The sequence below is a fragment of the Mesobacillus maritimus genome, from assembly GCF_023715205.1.
Classification (GTDB): domain Bacteria; phylum Bacillota; class Bacilli; order Bacillales; family Cytobacillaceae; genus Mesobacillus_B; species Mesobacillus_B maritimus_C.
In genome coordinates, this window is the sequence record NZ_JAMBNR010000004.1 from 122,506 (window position 1) to 136,720 (window position 14,215).

Here is a 14,215-nt window from a genome sequence, read left to right on the forward strand (position 1 = left end):
GCAGTAAGAGCCCGGCTTCCTCTATTAAAGAGGAATTTAGTCCGGCACTTACTGCCAGGGTGAATCTACTATTAATACTCCAAAGATAGGAGATAAGTATCAACGCTCTAAAAGCAACAACTTAATGTTAACATAAAAATTGTTACTTTACACTTTTTTAGTGTATTCCTACTATTTTGACTGTTTACTGGTGGAATTGATTTTGATGGTATAATTAATGGGTCAAAATAATCACTGGAGGGAACGGACATCAAACTCATCAACGTTTTATATATAGCTTTAGGCTTTTTATTTATGGGACTTGGGATGCTAGGAGTGGTTCTCCCGTTATTACCAACAACCCCGTTATTATTATTAGCACTGTTTTTCTTTGTCAAAGGATCCAAGCGGTTTGAAGTTTGGTTCAAGGGAACCAATGTTTATAAAAAACATCTCGAAGGATTTGTACGTGATAAGTCGATGACCTTGAAACAAAAGATCACGATTAACCTATTTGCTGATGTGATGATCTTGATTGCGTTTTTGATGGTGGACAAGATTTGGGTGCGGTTGATTTTGGTTGGGGTTGTGGGGTATAAGTATTATTATTTTGTTACTAAGATTAAGACTGTTTCTGGAGGGAAGGCCACCTAATGTTAGGTGGTTTTTTTATTGAAGAGGTATAGGGCATGTTTTATTGGCCAAGGGTAACGGTACCTATATTGAACCCGATTGAAGAGAGTGGGGATAGGCATTGTTGGGTAAAACAGTGTAAATTGCATAGGCACCCAATTACACACGGCTATAATCTTTAAAAAATACTTAATACCATTCAGCGATGCTTTTTTAAATCTTTTTTAATAGATTCTGCTAAACGGAATCTAATAGAGTATATGCCATAAAAAAAAGACATATTAAGCATAGTAAGTGGGAATTATATAATTTATTTAGGAAGCTTGGTTGTAATAAATTACCATATTTTGTAATAGGTTGGGCTTTTTTGATGTTGCCAATCTAGTCATTTCTAGAGTAGAAGAAACAAACCAATATAAAATACTAGCAAACTCAACAGTGCGTTAAACTGTCAATTTTACAAATGAGCATAGCATGTGCTAAAGAAGATTCAAAGCAGCCAGCTGTTGAAGGTAAAGGTTATTGATACTCCAAGTAATAAGAATCTAGTGATCAGGAGCAGGTGGTAAGACTCCAGTTGTTAAGAATAAAAAAGGAGAAAGCTACAATTTTTAACTATTTTCATTTATATATTTTTTTAGAGGACTGAAGAAAAAATTAGAAGGCCAGATTAATAGGGAAGGATCGCGGGTAAATATCCTATTAGATAAATTTACTTTGCTTCCTAGGAGCTGGTAAGGCACAGATTAAGGAGTTCGTTCTTAATAAAGTACAAAAAGGAGATAAACAAAGAAAGTTCATTAAAAAGAACGAAAAAAGGTGATTTTCTTCGGAAAACAAGTAAATTTGCCCTTTTACAAAAAATTGTACAACCGGCTATAATCGTTTCATAGATTGTTCGCTAAATAGAACAGGGAGGTTTGGTATTTATATATTAGGCTACAAACTCCCATTCAAGCAACTATACTACTAATTTTTTCTTCGATATCTATATTAACCTTTTTAAGGAGGATAACAAATGAAACGTATTTTGGGCTTTACTAGTAACGCTTTAACTGGAATCCTATTCTTGCTTCTAATTACTATGACTTTTATTGTAATTTCGACTAAAGCTTCAGGTGGAGAGCCTCAGGTATTTGGTTATCAGCTTAAATCTGTCCTATCTGGATCTATGGAGCCAACGTTTAAAACAGGTTCAATCATAGCAGTGGAGAAGGTCGAGGATGCGGCTACTACTGTCAAAAAAGATGATGTTATTACATTTATGCAAGAAGGTGGTAGCATCGTTACCCACAGGGTTGTGGAAGTGATAAAAAATGGTGAGTATACAACTTATAAAACAAAAGGTGATAACAACGAAGATATGGATACACAACCGGTATTAGCAGAGAACGTAGTAGGAGTTTATTCAGGTTTTACTATTCCTTATTTAGGATACTTCATAGATTTCGCTAAGTCCGGTAAGGGTGCAGCGGTATTATTAATCATCCCAGGCATTTTATTACTAGGTTACTCTGGATTAACAATCTATCAAGCCATTAGAGAAATTGAGCAAAACAGTAAGCCTCAGGAAAGTGGAAAAACGGTTTAACTTTGATTGAATTCCTTATGGGAACATAAGGGTCAATATAAAAATATTACATACCTCGTAAAACGAGGGGAAATGAGGAGGAAGAAAAGATGGGTATTAAGAAGAAATTAGGTTTAGGAGTAGCTTCAGCAGCACTAGGATTATCATTAGTTGGTGGAGGAACTTGGGCAGCGTTCAACGATGTGGAAACACTAGATAAGAATAATATTACAGCTGGTATTTTAGATTTAGGGATTAATCCAGATTCAGAACTTATTAGCCTTGATAAACTAGTACCTGGTGACCAAATTGCAAGGAGTTTTAAAATTGCAAATAATGGTAATGTGGATATTAAACAGGTTCTATTAGACTTAAATGTTTCAGGTTGGGAAGACGTGGATCATCATGGAACTGGTGTGAAAAATACAGAGAAAGACTTCCTTTCTCAATTCAAGGTAAATATGTTTGCAGCTGATGCTTTCAATTTCAGTGATTTTGGTGGAGGAACAAACTTACTTGGTGGAATTACTGGTACTGGTAAAGATGATCAAGGAAAATCTTACATTTCACTATATGATTTAGTACAACAAGCTGATGGAACTTATGATATTACAAACGGTACAGGTTTACCAAATGGAACTGCCGATGAAGATGGCAAAGACTTTGACAAAATTTGGTTAGCAATTGAATTTGTTAACAAAGACCTCAAAGATGCCAACGGAGAACAACATCAAAATAAATTCCAAGACGAAACAGCAAATATCGAGTTTGTATTTGAAGCTATTCAAAGAGATGGCGTGACAAGAGTTAACGGAGATACCGGAAACTCCGGAGCAACTGAGTAATATACCATATTCTAAGACCTATAAGATAAGGTGGGGTTATTTTTCCCACCTTTTTCTGTGCAAAACATAGGATAGTGTATCCTTACTTAACATTTACTATCAACATACCTCTATAAATTCATTATCCTTCCATAATACTCTCAGTTTCTATTAATAAAATTGTAAAAATAAAATAGTAACGAATAGAAAAAACATGAAAAAGGTGGTTTTTAAACAGTTCTTTATTAAGAATTTTAGGATTTACTACCTCTATTCAAAAAGGTTCAATTAGTTTATAATGAAATTAATCGTTCCTTAATAAGAACGAAAAATGAGGATGTTGTTGAATACGAAAAATAAGGTCACCAACTTTGATTCTAAATACTATTTATTATGAAACGAACGTGGGGTGGAAATTGATGCGAAGTACTCGTTCAAAAAAATTAAGGACTAGACGTAAAGGAATAATTATTGTAGCGAAGCTCGTATCGATTTGGTATATCCTTATCTTTACTAGTTCCTATATGACTTCTTATACGGGAGCTTACTTTAATGATGTTGAGACATTAACAGTCTCATTTCAAGCAGAAAACCCTAAACCAGAACAACCTGAAATTGATAGTTGGGATAGAAGTTCTTTAGATATAGATGCTAAAGGTACAAGTGCATGGGCGGATGGTTACAGAGTCTTCGCAACGGTGAGAAACTCTGGTGATAGAGATATCACTACTTCTACATGGGTGTTTTACCTTTATAAAATTATTGATGGAAAACCTACAGGAGAGCCTATTGCAGAGGGAGTTGTACCTAAAATTCCTAGTGGTGAATTAGGAGAAATGAAGGCAACTGTAACAGAACCAGGGGTTTATGCTTTTACAGTTAGAAGACCACTTGGTCATCCAGCAAAAAATAATCCCGATAAAGATGGTTATACGTATTTAGGTTGGAGTAATTATATCACTGTAGAAGGTGTTAAGAATAGCGAAAAACCAGAAAAAACTGAACCTACCCCTTCATCTAAAGAAGAGGACAAATCACAAAATCCAGTAGTAGAAAATAAAAATGAAGAGGTCAATCAATCAAAAGATATTAGTGAAGGTGAGGATATTTCATCAGGAAAAAGTGAAGAAAATGAACAAAACCCACCAATGGAGAATGTAGAAGAGGAGAAAACATCTGAAAACATTCCGGAAGAAATAAGGGATTTGGAAGCGACAAGGTTGGAAAAAGGAAACAGTGGTTGGATACAGCTTAAATGGAGGAATCCAACAAATCCAGATTTTAGTCATGTCAATATATATATTGATGGTCAAACAGCTCCGATATTTAAACACATTCAAAATCAAGCTGTTGAAATTCAAGGAAAAGATGATGAGGTCACCTATATTATTAAAACCGTAAATAAAGATGGGACTGAGTCTACAGGAACGAAAATAATTATTACTAAAGCTGGTATTGAACAGAATTAATAAGGCAAAGAACATTATAGATAGTATACGGAAATATGGGCATTTTAAGCCTATACTCCCAACCTTCATCCTGGGGGGAAGAATATGAAATATAAAAGACTCATTGGACTTAGTTTTATTGTTTACGTTATAACAACCATAATAATACTTTTTCCTATTAATATAATTGCTGCAACAAGTGACGTTAAAGAAATTGATATTACGACTACTCCGGAGAAGGTATTATTTGAGGTATCAAATATGGTGCCTGGTGATCAAGCTACTAGAGCTTTAACGATTTCAAACAGTGGAAAGCAAGACTTGAATTATCTTTTCTCATCTAGAAAAACTTCAGGCTCTGATGAACTTTATAGAGCTATGCAGCTTACTGTTTCAGATGAAGGTGGAGAAATATACAAAGGTAACATGGAGGACTTTAATCGACTTGATGCTAGAAACTTAGTTAGTAAGGAAAGTGAAGACCTCATCTTAACCATAGAATTTCCGGATCATCTAGGAAATGAATATCAAGGGCTTCAATGTGTATTTGAATTTAAGCTATATGTTGAAGGAACAATGGGAGGCGTACTCCCGGTGGATGGCCCGAGACTCCCTAATACAGGAACTAACACATTCAATTTAATAGTTGCTGGAATTGTAATAATAGCTGGAGGGTTTACCCTTTATGGCTTGTTAACTCGTAAAAAGCGGGATGTAAGGATTACTTAAGTACCTTGATTCTAATAATCAAGGGTTTTTCTTTGTCCAGAAAAAAATAATTTTTCTTTTGAACTTAATTGAAAATTAAAGAAAAACATTGGTATATATACATTAAAGCATTTACTTTTAGGAATTAAATAGTGTTTTATAAGGATAACTACAACTACATGATTCATGTAATTCTAAAAAAAGAAAGGAGAAACGTTTTATGAAAATTGCTTTCATCTCCGACATCCACGGCAATGCGAACGCTCTAGACGCAGTGCTAGGAGATATAAAGGAGAGAATTGTTGATAAAGTTTATGTATTAGGGGACATATGCTACCGTGGACCTGAACCACAGCGTGCGTTAGATCTAGTTCGTTCTTTAAATACCGAGGTTATAAAAGGGAATGCGGATGAATGGGTGGTACGAGGTATAAATCGAGGGGAAGTACCGGATCAGGCTTTAGAAATGATGAACAAAGAGCGGGACTGGATTTATTCCAAGTTAAATAAAGAGAGTATTGATTATCTGGATAAACTGCCAACGGAGTTAAACATCGAAATTGAAGGTGTAAAAGTCCATGCCTTCCATGCTACGCCAGATAGTCTATTTGAGGTCGTACTCCCGGACGCAGAGGCAGAGACTCTAACATCAAAGATGATGAAAAAAGAGGCTGATTTATACATATATGCACATATTCATAGGCCTTATATTCGATATATGGATGGAAAATGCATTATGAATATCGGAAGTGTAGGCCTGCCATTTGATGGACTTAAGAAGGCATCTTATGCGATTGTCGATATTCAAGAGGGCTTGCTTCAAACGTCAATCGTTCGCGTCGCTTATGACGTGGATCAAACGATTCAACAATTTAGTAACTCCGATTACCCAAACCGCAAACAACTGATGAAGATTCTAAACTCTGCTTCTTTACAATAGCGTCCATTTACCAGAAGATCACCGTAATAGGGTGGTCTTTTATAGTTGAATAAGTTGTTCTTTATTAAGAATAAAATGCAAAGGAAACGGGAGGGAATTAACGAAAAATTGAGATATACTGTAAAAACCCCCGCAAAATTCAAAACTATGGCCGTTGCGTTCTCTTTAGTGTAGGTTTATGTTCATTATAGTGAACTAACTTTTGAAATAGGGGGGTGCTTGCGATAAAGAATATCTCTTTTTATTCAAAGATTCTTTTAGGAGTGGCTTTGGTTATAAGTATAATATCTCAAAGTGTTGTTGCTGAAACGAAGCAAGAGGCAAATAAGAATCCTAGGGTGCTCGTAATCTATTCAACTGAGAGTGGAGAAAAAACGGAGAGTCAAAATCTACTAGATATGTTGATTGGCCATTTTTCAACAGAGATTATTTTTAGATCGAGCAAAGAGGTTCAGGAAAAAGACTTGGATGGTGTTGACACTTTATTTTATTACGGAGAAGACCATGAAGTATTGCCGGATTCGATTACATCTATGTTCAACCGTTTTGACGGAACAATTGTGGCGATTGGCCATAACGTGGAATTTTTAGGTGAACCTCTGGCCTTTATTGAGCACAAAGGAGAAGCTCTAGTCGATAAACTAACGGTAATGGAACAAGAAAAGCAACTGAATATTAACGGAAGATTGATTTTAAACGTAAAGTCTCAAACATCATCGGAAACGCTCATTTCTGGTGAAGGAAACGGGATTGATTACCCTTTGTTCATAAAAAAAGATAACGCCTACTATTTCGCTTCAGAGAACATTGATACCTCATTTTCTTTGGTCCTTGGTGAAGTGCTTCATGAAGTTTTTCAAGTCAACCACCCTGAGTCTCATCCTGCTTACCTTCGATTAGAGGATGTTCATCCATTAGCAGACCCTAAAATCCTAAAGGAAATTGCGGATCTTTTAAAAGAGAAGAATATCCCTTACATTGTCTCCGTGATTCCACTATACCGTAACCAAGATACTGGAGAGCTTTATAATTTTAGCGACTTTCCCAAGGTTTTAAGCGTTTTAAAGTATATGCAGGATAATGGCGGCACGATTATTGTTCATGGTTATACGCACCAATATAAAGATGATGAAACCGGAGAAGGTTTTGAATTTTGGGATGTAGAAGCAAATATGCCAATCACAGTACCACCTGATCAAACACCTGAAAAAAAGTACCGGAGTAACTTTAACAATGATGAAGAATACTTAGAGTTTTTAGCTAAGCAAAAGAATTTCGAGGTGGAGTATATAACAAATAAGGTTACCAAGGCGTTAGAAGAGTTAGTTGGTCATGGTTTGTATCCGGTTGCATTTGAGGCGCCGCATTATACGATGTCACAAAGTGGATACGAAATTCTTTCAAAGCATTTTTCAGGTTATGTTGGTCAGCTTCAACTTGGTGACAGAGACTGGAGAGTGATGGCTGCATCCCCGTATTTATCTGCACCTAGCTTTTTGCATGGTATGTACTTGTATCCTGAGACGATTGGATTTGTAGAGCCTGATGATCCTAATGCGATTGACAAGATGATGAAGGCTGCAGAGGATATGCAAATTGTCCGGGACGGCTATATTTCTGGATTCTATCATCCTTATTTAGGAGTTGAAAGGTTTGAAGAACTTATTAATAGGATGGAGAAGCTCCCTAATCTTTCCTGGATTGATTTAAAAAAGGAGAGTAACTATGTGGATGTTCAGCATATTTCAGTGACGGTAGACGACTCAGAGGAAATGAATGTCTCAATTGATTATTTCGGTCTACTGGAGGATTCTCCTGACTTTTACACACCTAAGGTAAAAGCAGCCACCAACACAATGATGTGGGTCATCGCAGGAGTCGCAGGTAGTATGGTGATTCTGTTCATTATTTTTATCATCAGGCAAAGAGTCCACCGCAGAAACGTAGAAGGAGGGACCTTTAATGGCTGACTTTTTATTTTACGCTTCGCTCTTTCTCATTTGGTTCATGTTGATTTACCACATGTTCTTAATGTTGGGAGGATATCTCCATAATCGAAAGTATAGAGAACTCAAAAAGTGTTGGGAAAAGAAGGACCTTCACTTTCCTACAGTAAGTGTCTTAATTCCTGCCCATAATGAAGAAGTGGTTATAAAAGAAACCTTACAGGCTATGGTCAAGCTGAATTACCCGAAAGATAAGCTTGAGGTGATTGTAATCAATGATAATTCGTCAGATAGAACAGGTGAGATTGCTAGTTCATTTGTGAAGGAATATCCTTTTGTGAAGGTTGTTCAAACGGTTCCACCTTTTGCTGGAAAAGGGAAATCAAGTGCTCTGAATCAAGGGTTAGCGGAGTCGAAAGGTGACGTCATTGTGGTTTACGATGCTGATAATACCCCTGAACCAGATGCAGTCCAATACCTTATCATGGGATTAGAAAATGATCAGCAAGCCGGAGCGGTGGTAGGAAAGTTCCGGGTGATGAACGCAACCAAAAACTTGCTGACAAGGTTCATCAATATCGAGACGATTACGTTTCAATGGTTAGCTCAAGGAGGGAGATGGCACTGGTTTCAACTTGCCACAATCCCAGGAACGAACTTTGCAATCCGCCGTTCCATTCTTGAGGAATTAGGTGGTTGGGATGTGAAAGCTCTGTCTGAAGACACGGAACTTAGTTTTCGAGTGTATAACCTCGGTTACCATATCCGGTTTTTTCCTGCAGCGATTACGTGGGAGCAGGAACCCGAAACGTGGAGGGTTTGGTGGAGACAGAGAACGAGATGGGCGAGAGGGAATCAATACGTTATCTTTAAGTACTTGTTTAATCTTTTTAATATGAAGAATAAAAGAGTAGTATTGGATCTGTTTTATTTCCTGTTCACTTATATGCTTTTTTTACTAGGAGTCCTTGTATCGGATGCGATCTTTGTTTTAAATCTGTTCACAGATGTGAATCTCAATGTTGGTCCAATTTCTACGATTCTTCTCATTTTGGCTATTCTCTTATATGTGACGGAGGTTATGCTGGCTTTGACAATAGAGGAGGATCAATTTCATATAAAAAATTTCTTAGCTGTAATCCTAATGTATTTTACTTATTCTCAACTGTGGCTGGCTTTAGTTGTTTATTCGATTTACCTAGAAATAAAGAGGGTATTGTTTAAGCAAGAAATAAAGTGGTATAAAACCCAACGTTATCAACAACTACCCCAAATTGAACAAAAAACAATCGATCATGGATGAGAGGAAAGTTTGTGAAGAAACATTATCGGTATGTAGGAATGTTCGTTGTCATTCTATTAATTTCCGTCTTAGGAGGTTATATGTACAGGGAAGCCTATTCAAAGTTTCCGACTGAAACGTTTATCAAGAGACATATGGTAAATCAGAACGGGACACTAGCAACCTATTTAAAAGAAAGCAATCAGGCGGATAGTGATTTTGTCCAGGGGAGAGAAGCATTATCTGAAACGGTAGGGATATGGATGCAATATGCGTTAGCGAAAGAGGACCGTCTACTGTTCGAGGAAAGCTATGAAATCCTGACGAATTACTTTTTGCAACCAGATGGATTGGTATATTGGAAATTAGATTCCTCAGGGGATGTGCATGTTTCTACGAATGCGGCGGTTGATGACCTAAGGGTCATTGTTGCCTTGTATAAGGCAAGTGATTTATGGGGGTCTGAATCCTATTTAAAAACAGCTAAGGTTATAGAGGACTATTTAGTCTCTCAAAATGATCTTGATGGGTATTTAACAGATTTTTATGATAGCAAATTGAAAGTGACGAGTGACCGAGTGACTATATCCTACATTGACTCGGTTGCCTTAACGACAATGGTTAAAAAAAATGCAATTAATGTGGAGCTTTATCGGTCCATGATTGGCCTATTGATAGAGGTTCCAGTTCAGAATGGATTCTATGCCAAGTCCTATCATGTCCCAACTAAACAATACCATTTTGATGAAGAAATCAACATGATAGACCAAGTACTTGTTGCGCTTCATTTAGCTAATATTGGAGTGGACACTGACGAGTTCTTGCACTTTCTCAAGGAAGAGTTTAAACAAGATGGCAGAATATATGGCAGATATCACTTAGAAACACGCACTCCAACAGTAAACTATGAATCACCTGCACTATATGGTTTTGCAATATTATATTGCTTGGAAGTTGGAGAAAATGAGTTTGCTCAGGCTCTCTATAAAAGAATGACCAAGTTTAGAGTAGGCAATTGGTTCAGTACCTATTACGGAGCCTATTCGATTAGTCAGAACCAGGATACTCATATCTTTGATAGTGTTGTTCCAATGTTAGCCGAGCAAATAATGTACCAGTCTGGCTACATCAAATAACTAGATAAATGGCATGCTTTATTATTAACCCCATAATATTGGATTGTAGTTGCATTTTAATGCTTTAAAAGTTGGGGAAGGTGTTAGGTATAGGAGGAAGATAATGGCATGGACGGTAAGAAGTTAAAAAGTCTTCGTAGGAGCAAAGGCTACACCCTGGATACACTAAGTGATCAAACCGGCATATCAAAATCCTACTTAAGTTTGATTGAACGGGATATTCAGAGTAATCCTAGTTTAGATATATTATACAAGTTAGCCAAAACTTTAGGGACAGAAGTAGAGGAACTTATAAAGTCTGAAAGGGAAGAACAGACGATTCAGTATGAGCAATCTTCTCCTTCAATAAACAGTACAATTAAGATAGAGATTGAACTTCCATTAGAGGCAATCACTTTCCAAAAGCTAGAACAGATTCAGCAATTGATCGAAATTATAAAAGAGTTAAAACTAGAAGAATAAGATTATAGTTCACTGTATAAAATATCTTACAAGAATGGATATTTATTTTTCTGTCATATTGTTCTTAATAAAGAAAATGCAGATAAAGGAGGTTCAATGGTCGCATTATTTCATTATCTTTCGCTTCTTAATCTTGTTGACGCCGTGGTTACTTATTACGGGCTTCAGAATGCATTCATTACCGAGCTAAACCCGATGATGGATAGGTTATACCAAATTCATCCCGTTTTATTCATGGCAATCAAAATTTCACTGTCTGTATTTTTGTATCTATTTATAGTTTTTAGAAGGGTCCCGACATCCCGAATGATAAAGGGGATGACAACCCTTGCATCGGGATTTTATACCATTGTATTTGCCCTTCACTGTTGGTGGCTGTTTCTAACTATATAATAGAAGAAACGGCTACTATTTTTTATGTAAACCTTCACCTTCTTCTACAAATCAGGACTTTTTCCTTATTTACATGGTATTAAGTAAATTATGGTGATTTCGGTATACATCTATCCAAACGGTTTTAGTTATAATAAACTATAAGGGTTAAGACCTACTATAAACTTTGAGAATTTACTATTATACTGATATATTTTAAGTCTTAAACGTTTATTATTACTACAGCCAAAGGAGATCCTGGAAGTATGAATGTAAGTACCAGGGAAGAAGTTTTAAAAATAGAGGAAGTTAAAGCACTAAAACTGTTTATATTTTTATTTTATTTTGTATTTATTGGCTTTGATAGTTTTTATTATTTTATCTACCCATATTTTAGTAGTGGTCAGGTAGGGTTGCCTGAAAAAGGCTTAGGAATATTAATGTACATCCTCCTAGTAATGCTTTTACCTATTGCTTTAGTAATGATAAAAAAAGGGAACCCATTTTTTATAAAATATCTCTTTTTCATTACTTTTATATTGATTGAATTCATAAATAATATACTTATCTATTGGGATAATGATGAGGTTTTTTCTAGTGGTAATTTGGTGGAAATTGTGTTTGTGTTATTTGCTCCCATATTTGTGAATAAGCGATTTTATTGGGTTGTTTGCATTACGATTTTTGTAAAATACGTTGCTTATGGTGTTCTGTTTAATAGCATGAGTGTAATAATACCGGTTGTATTAATCTCTTTCTTTGCTATTTTTGGCTACATCTTACTTTCTCGGTTTATTTCCTATATAAACGGGATGATTTGTGCGTACGAACATTCTAAGCAAAAAGAAAAACTTGCTGCTGTCGGACAAATTGCAACCTCGATTGCTCATGAAATTAAAAATCCTTTGTCATCTCTAAAAGGCTTTACTCAACTTCAGTTTGAAAAAGATAAGTCTGAGGAGAGTTTCTATCCAATCATGTTAAATGAGATTGACCGAATTAATCTTATTGTCTCGGATCTCCTCGTTCTAGGGAAACCGAATGGATCGGTAAAAACAAGTGTGAGTATTGCAGAAATGATCAATTACGTTGTTTCGATTATTGAACCACAAGCATCAAGGCAACTTATCAAGATACAGACTGAAATGAAGGAGCCCTTGCCAAATATTTATTGTGATGAGAACCAATTCAAACAGGTACTGCTAAATCTTCTGAAAAACTCGGTAGAATCGATGCCAGACGGTGGGACAATCTCTGTTAATGCTCAATTTGAAGATAATCATTTTGTCATCAGTGTTGAGGATGAAGGCGAAGGGATTCCTGAAGAACAGATTGTAAAACTTGGTGAACCTTTTTATACAACCAAGCCAAATGGAACAGGTCTTGGCTTAATGGTGACTAAGAAGATCATTGAGGAACATGATGGGAAATTAGAAATAGTTAGTAGCCCGAATAAGGGCACAAAGATTGATATTATCTTACCAAAGCAATAGAAATTCGATAAATCTTTAAAAATATATACCTATTGGTCTATTTTTGATATAGTACTTTTGGTTTATAATAGAGATATGTCGATTTATGGCGATTTTGATTCAGGATAATTTACTTATTTTCATAGTAAGTAATGATAAATTTATTGGTATTGGGGTATTAAAAATGCAAAAAGGTTTTCTAAACCCGAGCTTAATGCATGAAGAGCAACGCGCGTTAAAGTGGTTTCTTATAATGTTTTATCTCATCTCGGTTGTTTATGATTTGTTTTACTATGTTATTTTTAAAAAATACGTATATAATCTTGAACCCGGTTTACCAGGTTTTGGCTATGTATATTACGTTCTCCTTTTTGCATTACTGCCTTTATTGTATTTATTAAGTAAAAAGGGGAAAGTCACTTCCATAAAGTATATATTTATATTTTTATTTCTATTACTTTCAACGATTAACGATGCCGTTTACTATTTAGGAAAAAATCTTTCTGATACTCAAATTGGTACTGGTAATGTTGTTGAGGTATTTGTAATTCTATTTACTCCAATGTTTGTAAATAGAAGGTTCTTTCACTTCGTATTTTTAGGAATGGTACTAAAGTACTTAGTTATATGGGGATTATTGCAGTCAAATACTGTGTTACTTCCTCTTATCTTGTATTTATTTGTATCTGGGATTGCATATGTATTATTAAAAAGATTCCAGTCCTATTTACAAGCTTTTAAAACATCCTATGATGAGCAGTTAAGAGGTATTGTGAAAGGTGTTATTGCAACGATTGAACTGAAAGATCCATATACACGGGGACATAGCGAAAGAGTTGCTCAATATGCTCGTTCATTAGCGGTTGCCACAGGTAATTATAATGAAGATGAGCTAAACTCTTTCCATTACGCTTGTTTATTACATGACATTGGGAAAGTAAATATCCCTGACCAAATCTTAATGAAGCCAGGACGGCTTACGTCCGAAGAGTTTGAAGTTATAAAGACCCACCCTGTGGTAGGAGTGGAAGCAGTTAAGAAGGTACAAGGGCTCGACCAAAGCCTTGATGTTATTAAGTCCCATCATGAAAGGTGGGATGGAAAGGGCTATCCCGATCAGTTAAAAGAAGAAGAAATTTCGCAATTGGCTCGTATAGTCTCTATTGCGGATGCATTTGATGCAATGACTTCTTCACGTTCTTATCGATCCGCTCTTCCGGTGGATGAGGCATATAAAAGAATAATAGAAGGCAAGGGAACGCAGTTTGATCCTAGTTTGGTTGAACTTTTTCAAAAGGTTTATCCGCAGTGGGTGAAGTTTCACGAGGAGTATGATTGGTCTATGAATCTCTCGTATCAAAACGAATAAGGGGTATTTGAGAGGAGGTGAAGGCATGAAAATCCGCAAACTGAAAAAAATTAAAACAACTTGTTGGTGGTGTG

Annotated in this window: 13 protein-coding genes; all 13 read left to right on the plus strand. The window is 35.9% G+C overall.

Features of this window, described 5'->3' with window-relative positions; genetic code table 11:
• Window positions 1-273: 273 nt before the first annotated feature.
• The 13 genes from M3182_RS07005 to M3182_RS07060 all read left to right on the plus strand — a co-directional run bounded on the left by M3182_RS07005 (window position 274) and on the right by M3182_RS07060 (window position 14,141).
• The gene (locus M3182_RS07005; protein ID WP_349775431.1) at window positions 274-633 is read left to right on the plus strand and encodes a DUF454 family protein; all 360 of its coding nucleotides are present in this window, start codon (window positions 274-276) and stop codon (window positions 631-633) included.
• 997 nt (window positions 634-1,630) lie between these two features.
• Window positions 1,631-2,203: a signal peptidase I SipW gene (gene sipW / locus M3182_RS07010; protein ID WP_251557520.1), complete on the plus strand. Its 573-nt coding sequence runs from the start codon at window positions 1,631-1,633 to the stop codon at window positions 2,201-2,203.
• A gap of 89 nt (window positions 2,204-2,292) precedes the next feature.
• The gene (locus M3182_RS07015) at window positions 2,293-3,027 is read left to right on the plus strand and encodes a TasA family protein (protein ID WP_251557521.1); all 735 of its coding nucleotides are present in this window, start codon (window positions 2,293-2,295) and stop codon (window positions 3,025-3,027) included.
• Window positions 3,028-3,425: 398 nt separating this feature from the next.
• Window positions 3,426-4,475, plus strand: coding sequence for an amyloid fiber anchoring/assembly protein TapA (gene tapA, locus M3182_RS07020; protein ID WP_251557522.1), 1,050 nt, complete (start codon window positions 3,426-3,428; stop codon window positions 4,473-4,475).
• 84 nt (window positions 4,476-4,559) lie between these two features.
• The gene (locus M3182_RS07025) at window positions 4,560-5,183 is read left to right on the plus strand and encodes an LPXTG cell wall anchor domain-containing protein (RefSeq protein ID WP_251557523.1); all 624 of its coding nucleotides are present in this window, start codon (window positions 4,560-4,562) and stop codon (window positions 5,181-5,183) included.
• 199 nt (window positions 5,184-5,382) lie between these two features.
• Window positions 5,383-6,102: a metallophosphoesterase family protein gene (locus M3182_RS07030; protein WP_251557524.1), complete on the plus strand. Its 720-nt coding sequence runs from the start codon at window positions 5,383-5,385 to the stop codon at window positions 6,100-6,102.
• A 269-nt stretch (window positions 6,103-6,371) separates the two neighbouring features.
• Window positions 6,372-8,072 carry a polysaccharide deacetylase family protein gene (locus tag M3182_RS07035; protein ID WP_251430839.1) on the plus strand — a complete coding sequence of 567 codons (1,701 nt, stop codon included), beginning with the start codon at window positions 6,372-6,374 and terminating at the stop codon, window positions 8,070-8,072.
• Window positions 8,065-9,351, plus strand: coding sequence for a glycosyltransferase family 2 protein (locus M3182_RS07040; protein ID WP_251557525.1), 1,287 nt, complete (start codon window positions 8,065-8,067; stop codon window positions 9,349-9,351). Before M3182_RS07035 ends, M3182_RS07040 begins: the two co-directional genes overlap by 8 nt.
• Window positions 9,352-9,362: 11 nt before the next feature.
• Window positions 9,363-10,466 (plus strand): glycosyl hydrolase family 8, encoded by a 1,104-nt coding sequence (locus M3182_RS07045; protein ID WP_251430845.1) that lies wholly within the window; start codon window positions 9,363-9,365, stop codon window positions 10,464-10,466.
• A gap of 108 nt (window positions 10,467-10,574) precedes the next feature.
• On the plus strand, window positions 10,575-10,928 hold the full coding sequence (locus tag M3182_RS07050) for a helix-turn-helix domain-containing protein (protein ID WP_251430849.1): 354 nt from the start codon (window positions 10,575-10,577) through the stop codon (window positions 10,926-10,928).
• Window positions 10,929-11,024: 96 nt separating this feature from the next.
• Window positions 11,025-11,321 (plus strand): DUF5658 family protein, encoded by a 297-nt coding sequence (locus tag M3182_RS26470; RefSeq protein ID WP_432806689.1) that lies wholly within the window; start codon window positions 11,025-11,027, stop codon window positions 11,319-11,321.
• Window positions 11,322-11,566: 245 nt separating this feature from the next.
• A complete protein-coding gene (locus tag M3182_RS07055; RefSeq protein ID WP_251557526.1) occupies window positions 11,567-12,793 on the plus strand; it encodes an ATP-binding protein in 1,227 nt (408 codons plus the stop codon).
• Between the two features lie 85 nt (window positions 12,794-12,878).
• Entirely contained in the window at window positions 12,879-14,141 is a 1,263-nt protein-coding gene (locus M3182_RS07060; protein ID WP_251557527.1) for an HD-GYP domain-containing protein, read from the plus strand.
• Window positions 14,142-14,215 lie beyond the last annotated feature (74 nt).

Bases quoted from the DNA above. Each gene is read 5' to 3' on its own strand.
- M3182_RS07025 (WP_251557523.1), top strand. From the start codon at position 4,560: ATGAAATATAAAAGACTCATTGGACTTAGTTTTATTGTTTACGTTATA.
- M3182_RS07050 (WP_251430849.1), top strand. From the start codon at position 10,575: ATGGACGGTAAGAAGTTAAAAAGTCTTCGTAGGAGCAAAGGCTACACC.
- M3182_RS07015 (WP_251557521.1), top strand. From the start codon at position 2,293: ATGGGTATTAAGAAGAAATTAGGTTTAGGAGTAGCTTCAGCAGCACTA.
- M3182_RS26470 (WP_432806689.1), top strand. From the start codon at position 11,025: ATGGTCGCATTATTTCATTATCTTTCGCTTCTTAATCTTGTTGACGCC.
- M3182_RS07040 (WP_251557525.1), top strand. From the start codon at position 8,065: ATGGCTGACTTTTTATTTTACGCTTCGCTCTTTCTCATTTGGTTCATG.
- M3182_RS07060 (WP_251557527.1), top strand. From the start codon at position 12,879: ATGGCGATTTTGATTCAGGATAATTTACTTATTTTCATAGTAAGTAAT.
- sipW (WP_251557520.1), top strand. From the start codon at position 1,631: ATGAAACGTATTTTGGGCTTTACTAGTAACGCTTTAACTGGAATCCTA.
- tapA (WP_251557522.1), top strand. From the start codon at position 3,426: ATGCGAAGTACTCGTTCAAAAAAATTAAGGACTAGACGTAAAGGAATA.
- M3182_RS07030 (WP_251557524.1), top strand. From the start codon at position 5,383: ATGAAAATTGCTTTCATCTCCGACATCCACGGCAATGCGAACGCTCTA.
- M3182_RS07055 (WP_251557526.1), top strand. From the start codon at position 11,567: ATGAATGTAAGTACCAGGGAAGAAGTTTTAAAAATAGAGGAAGTTAAA.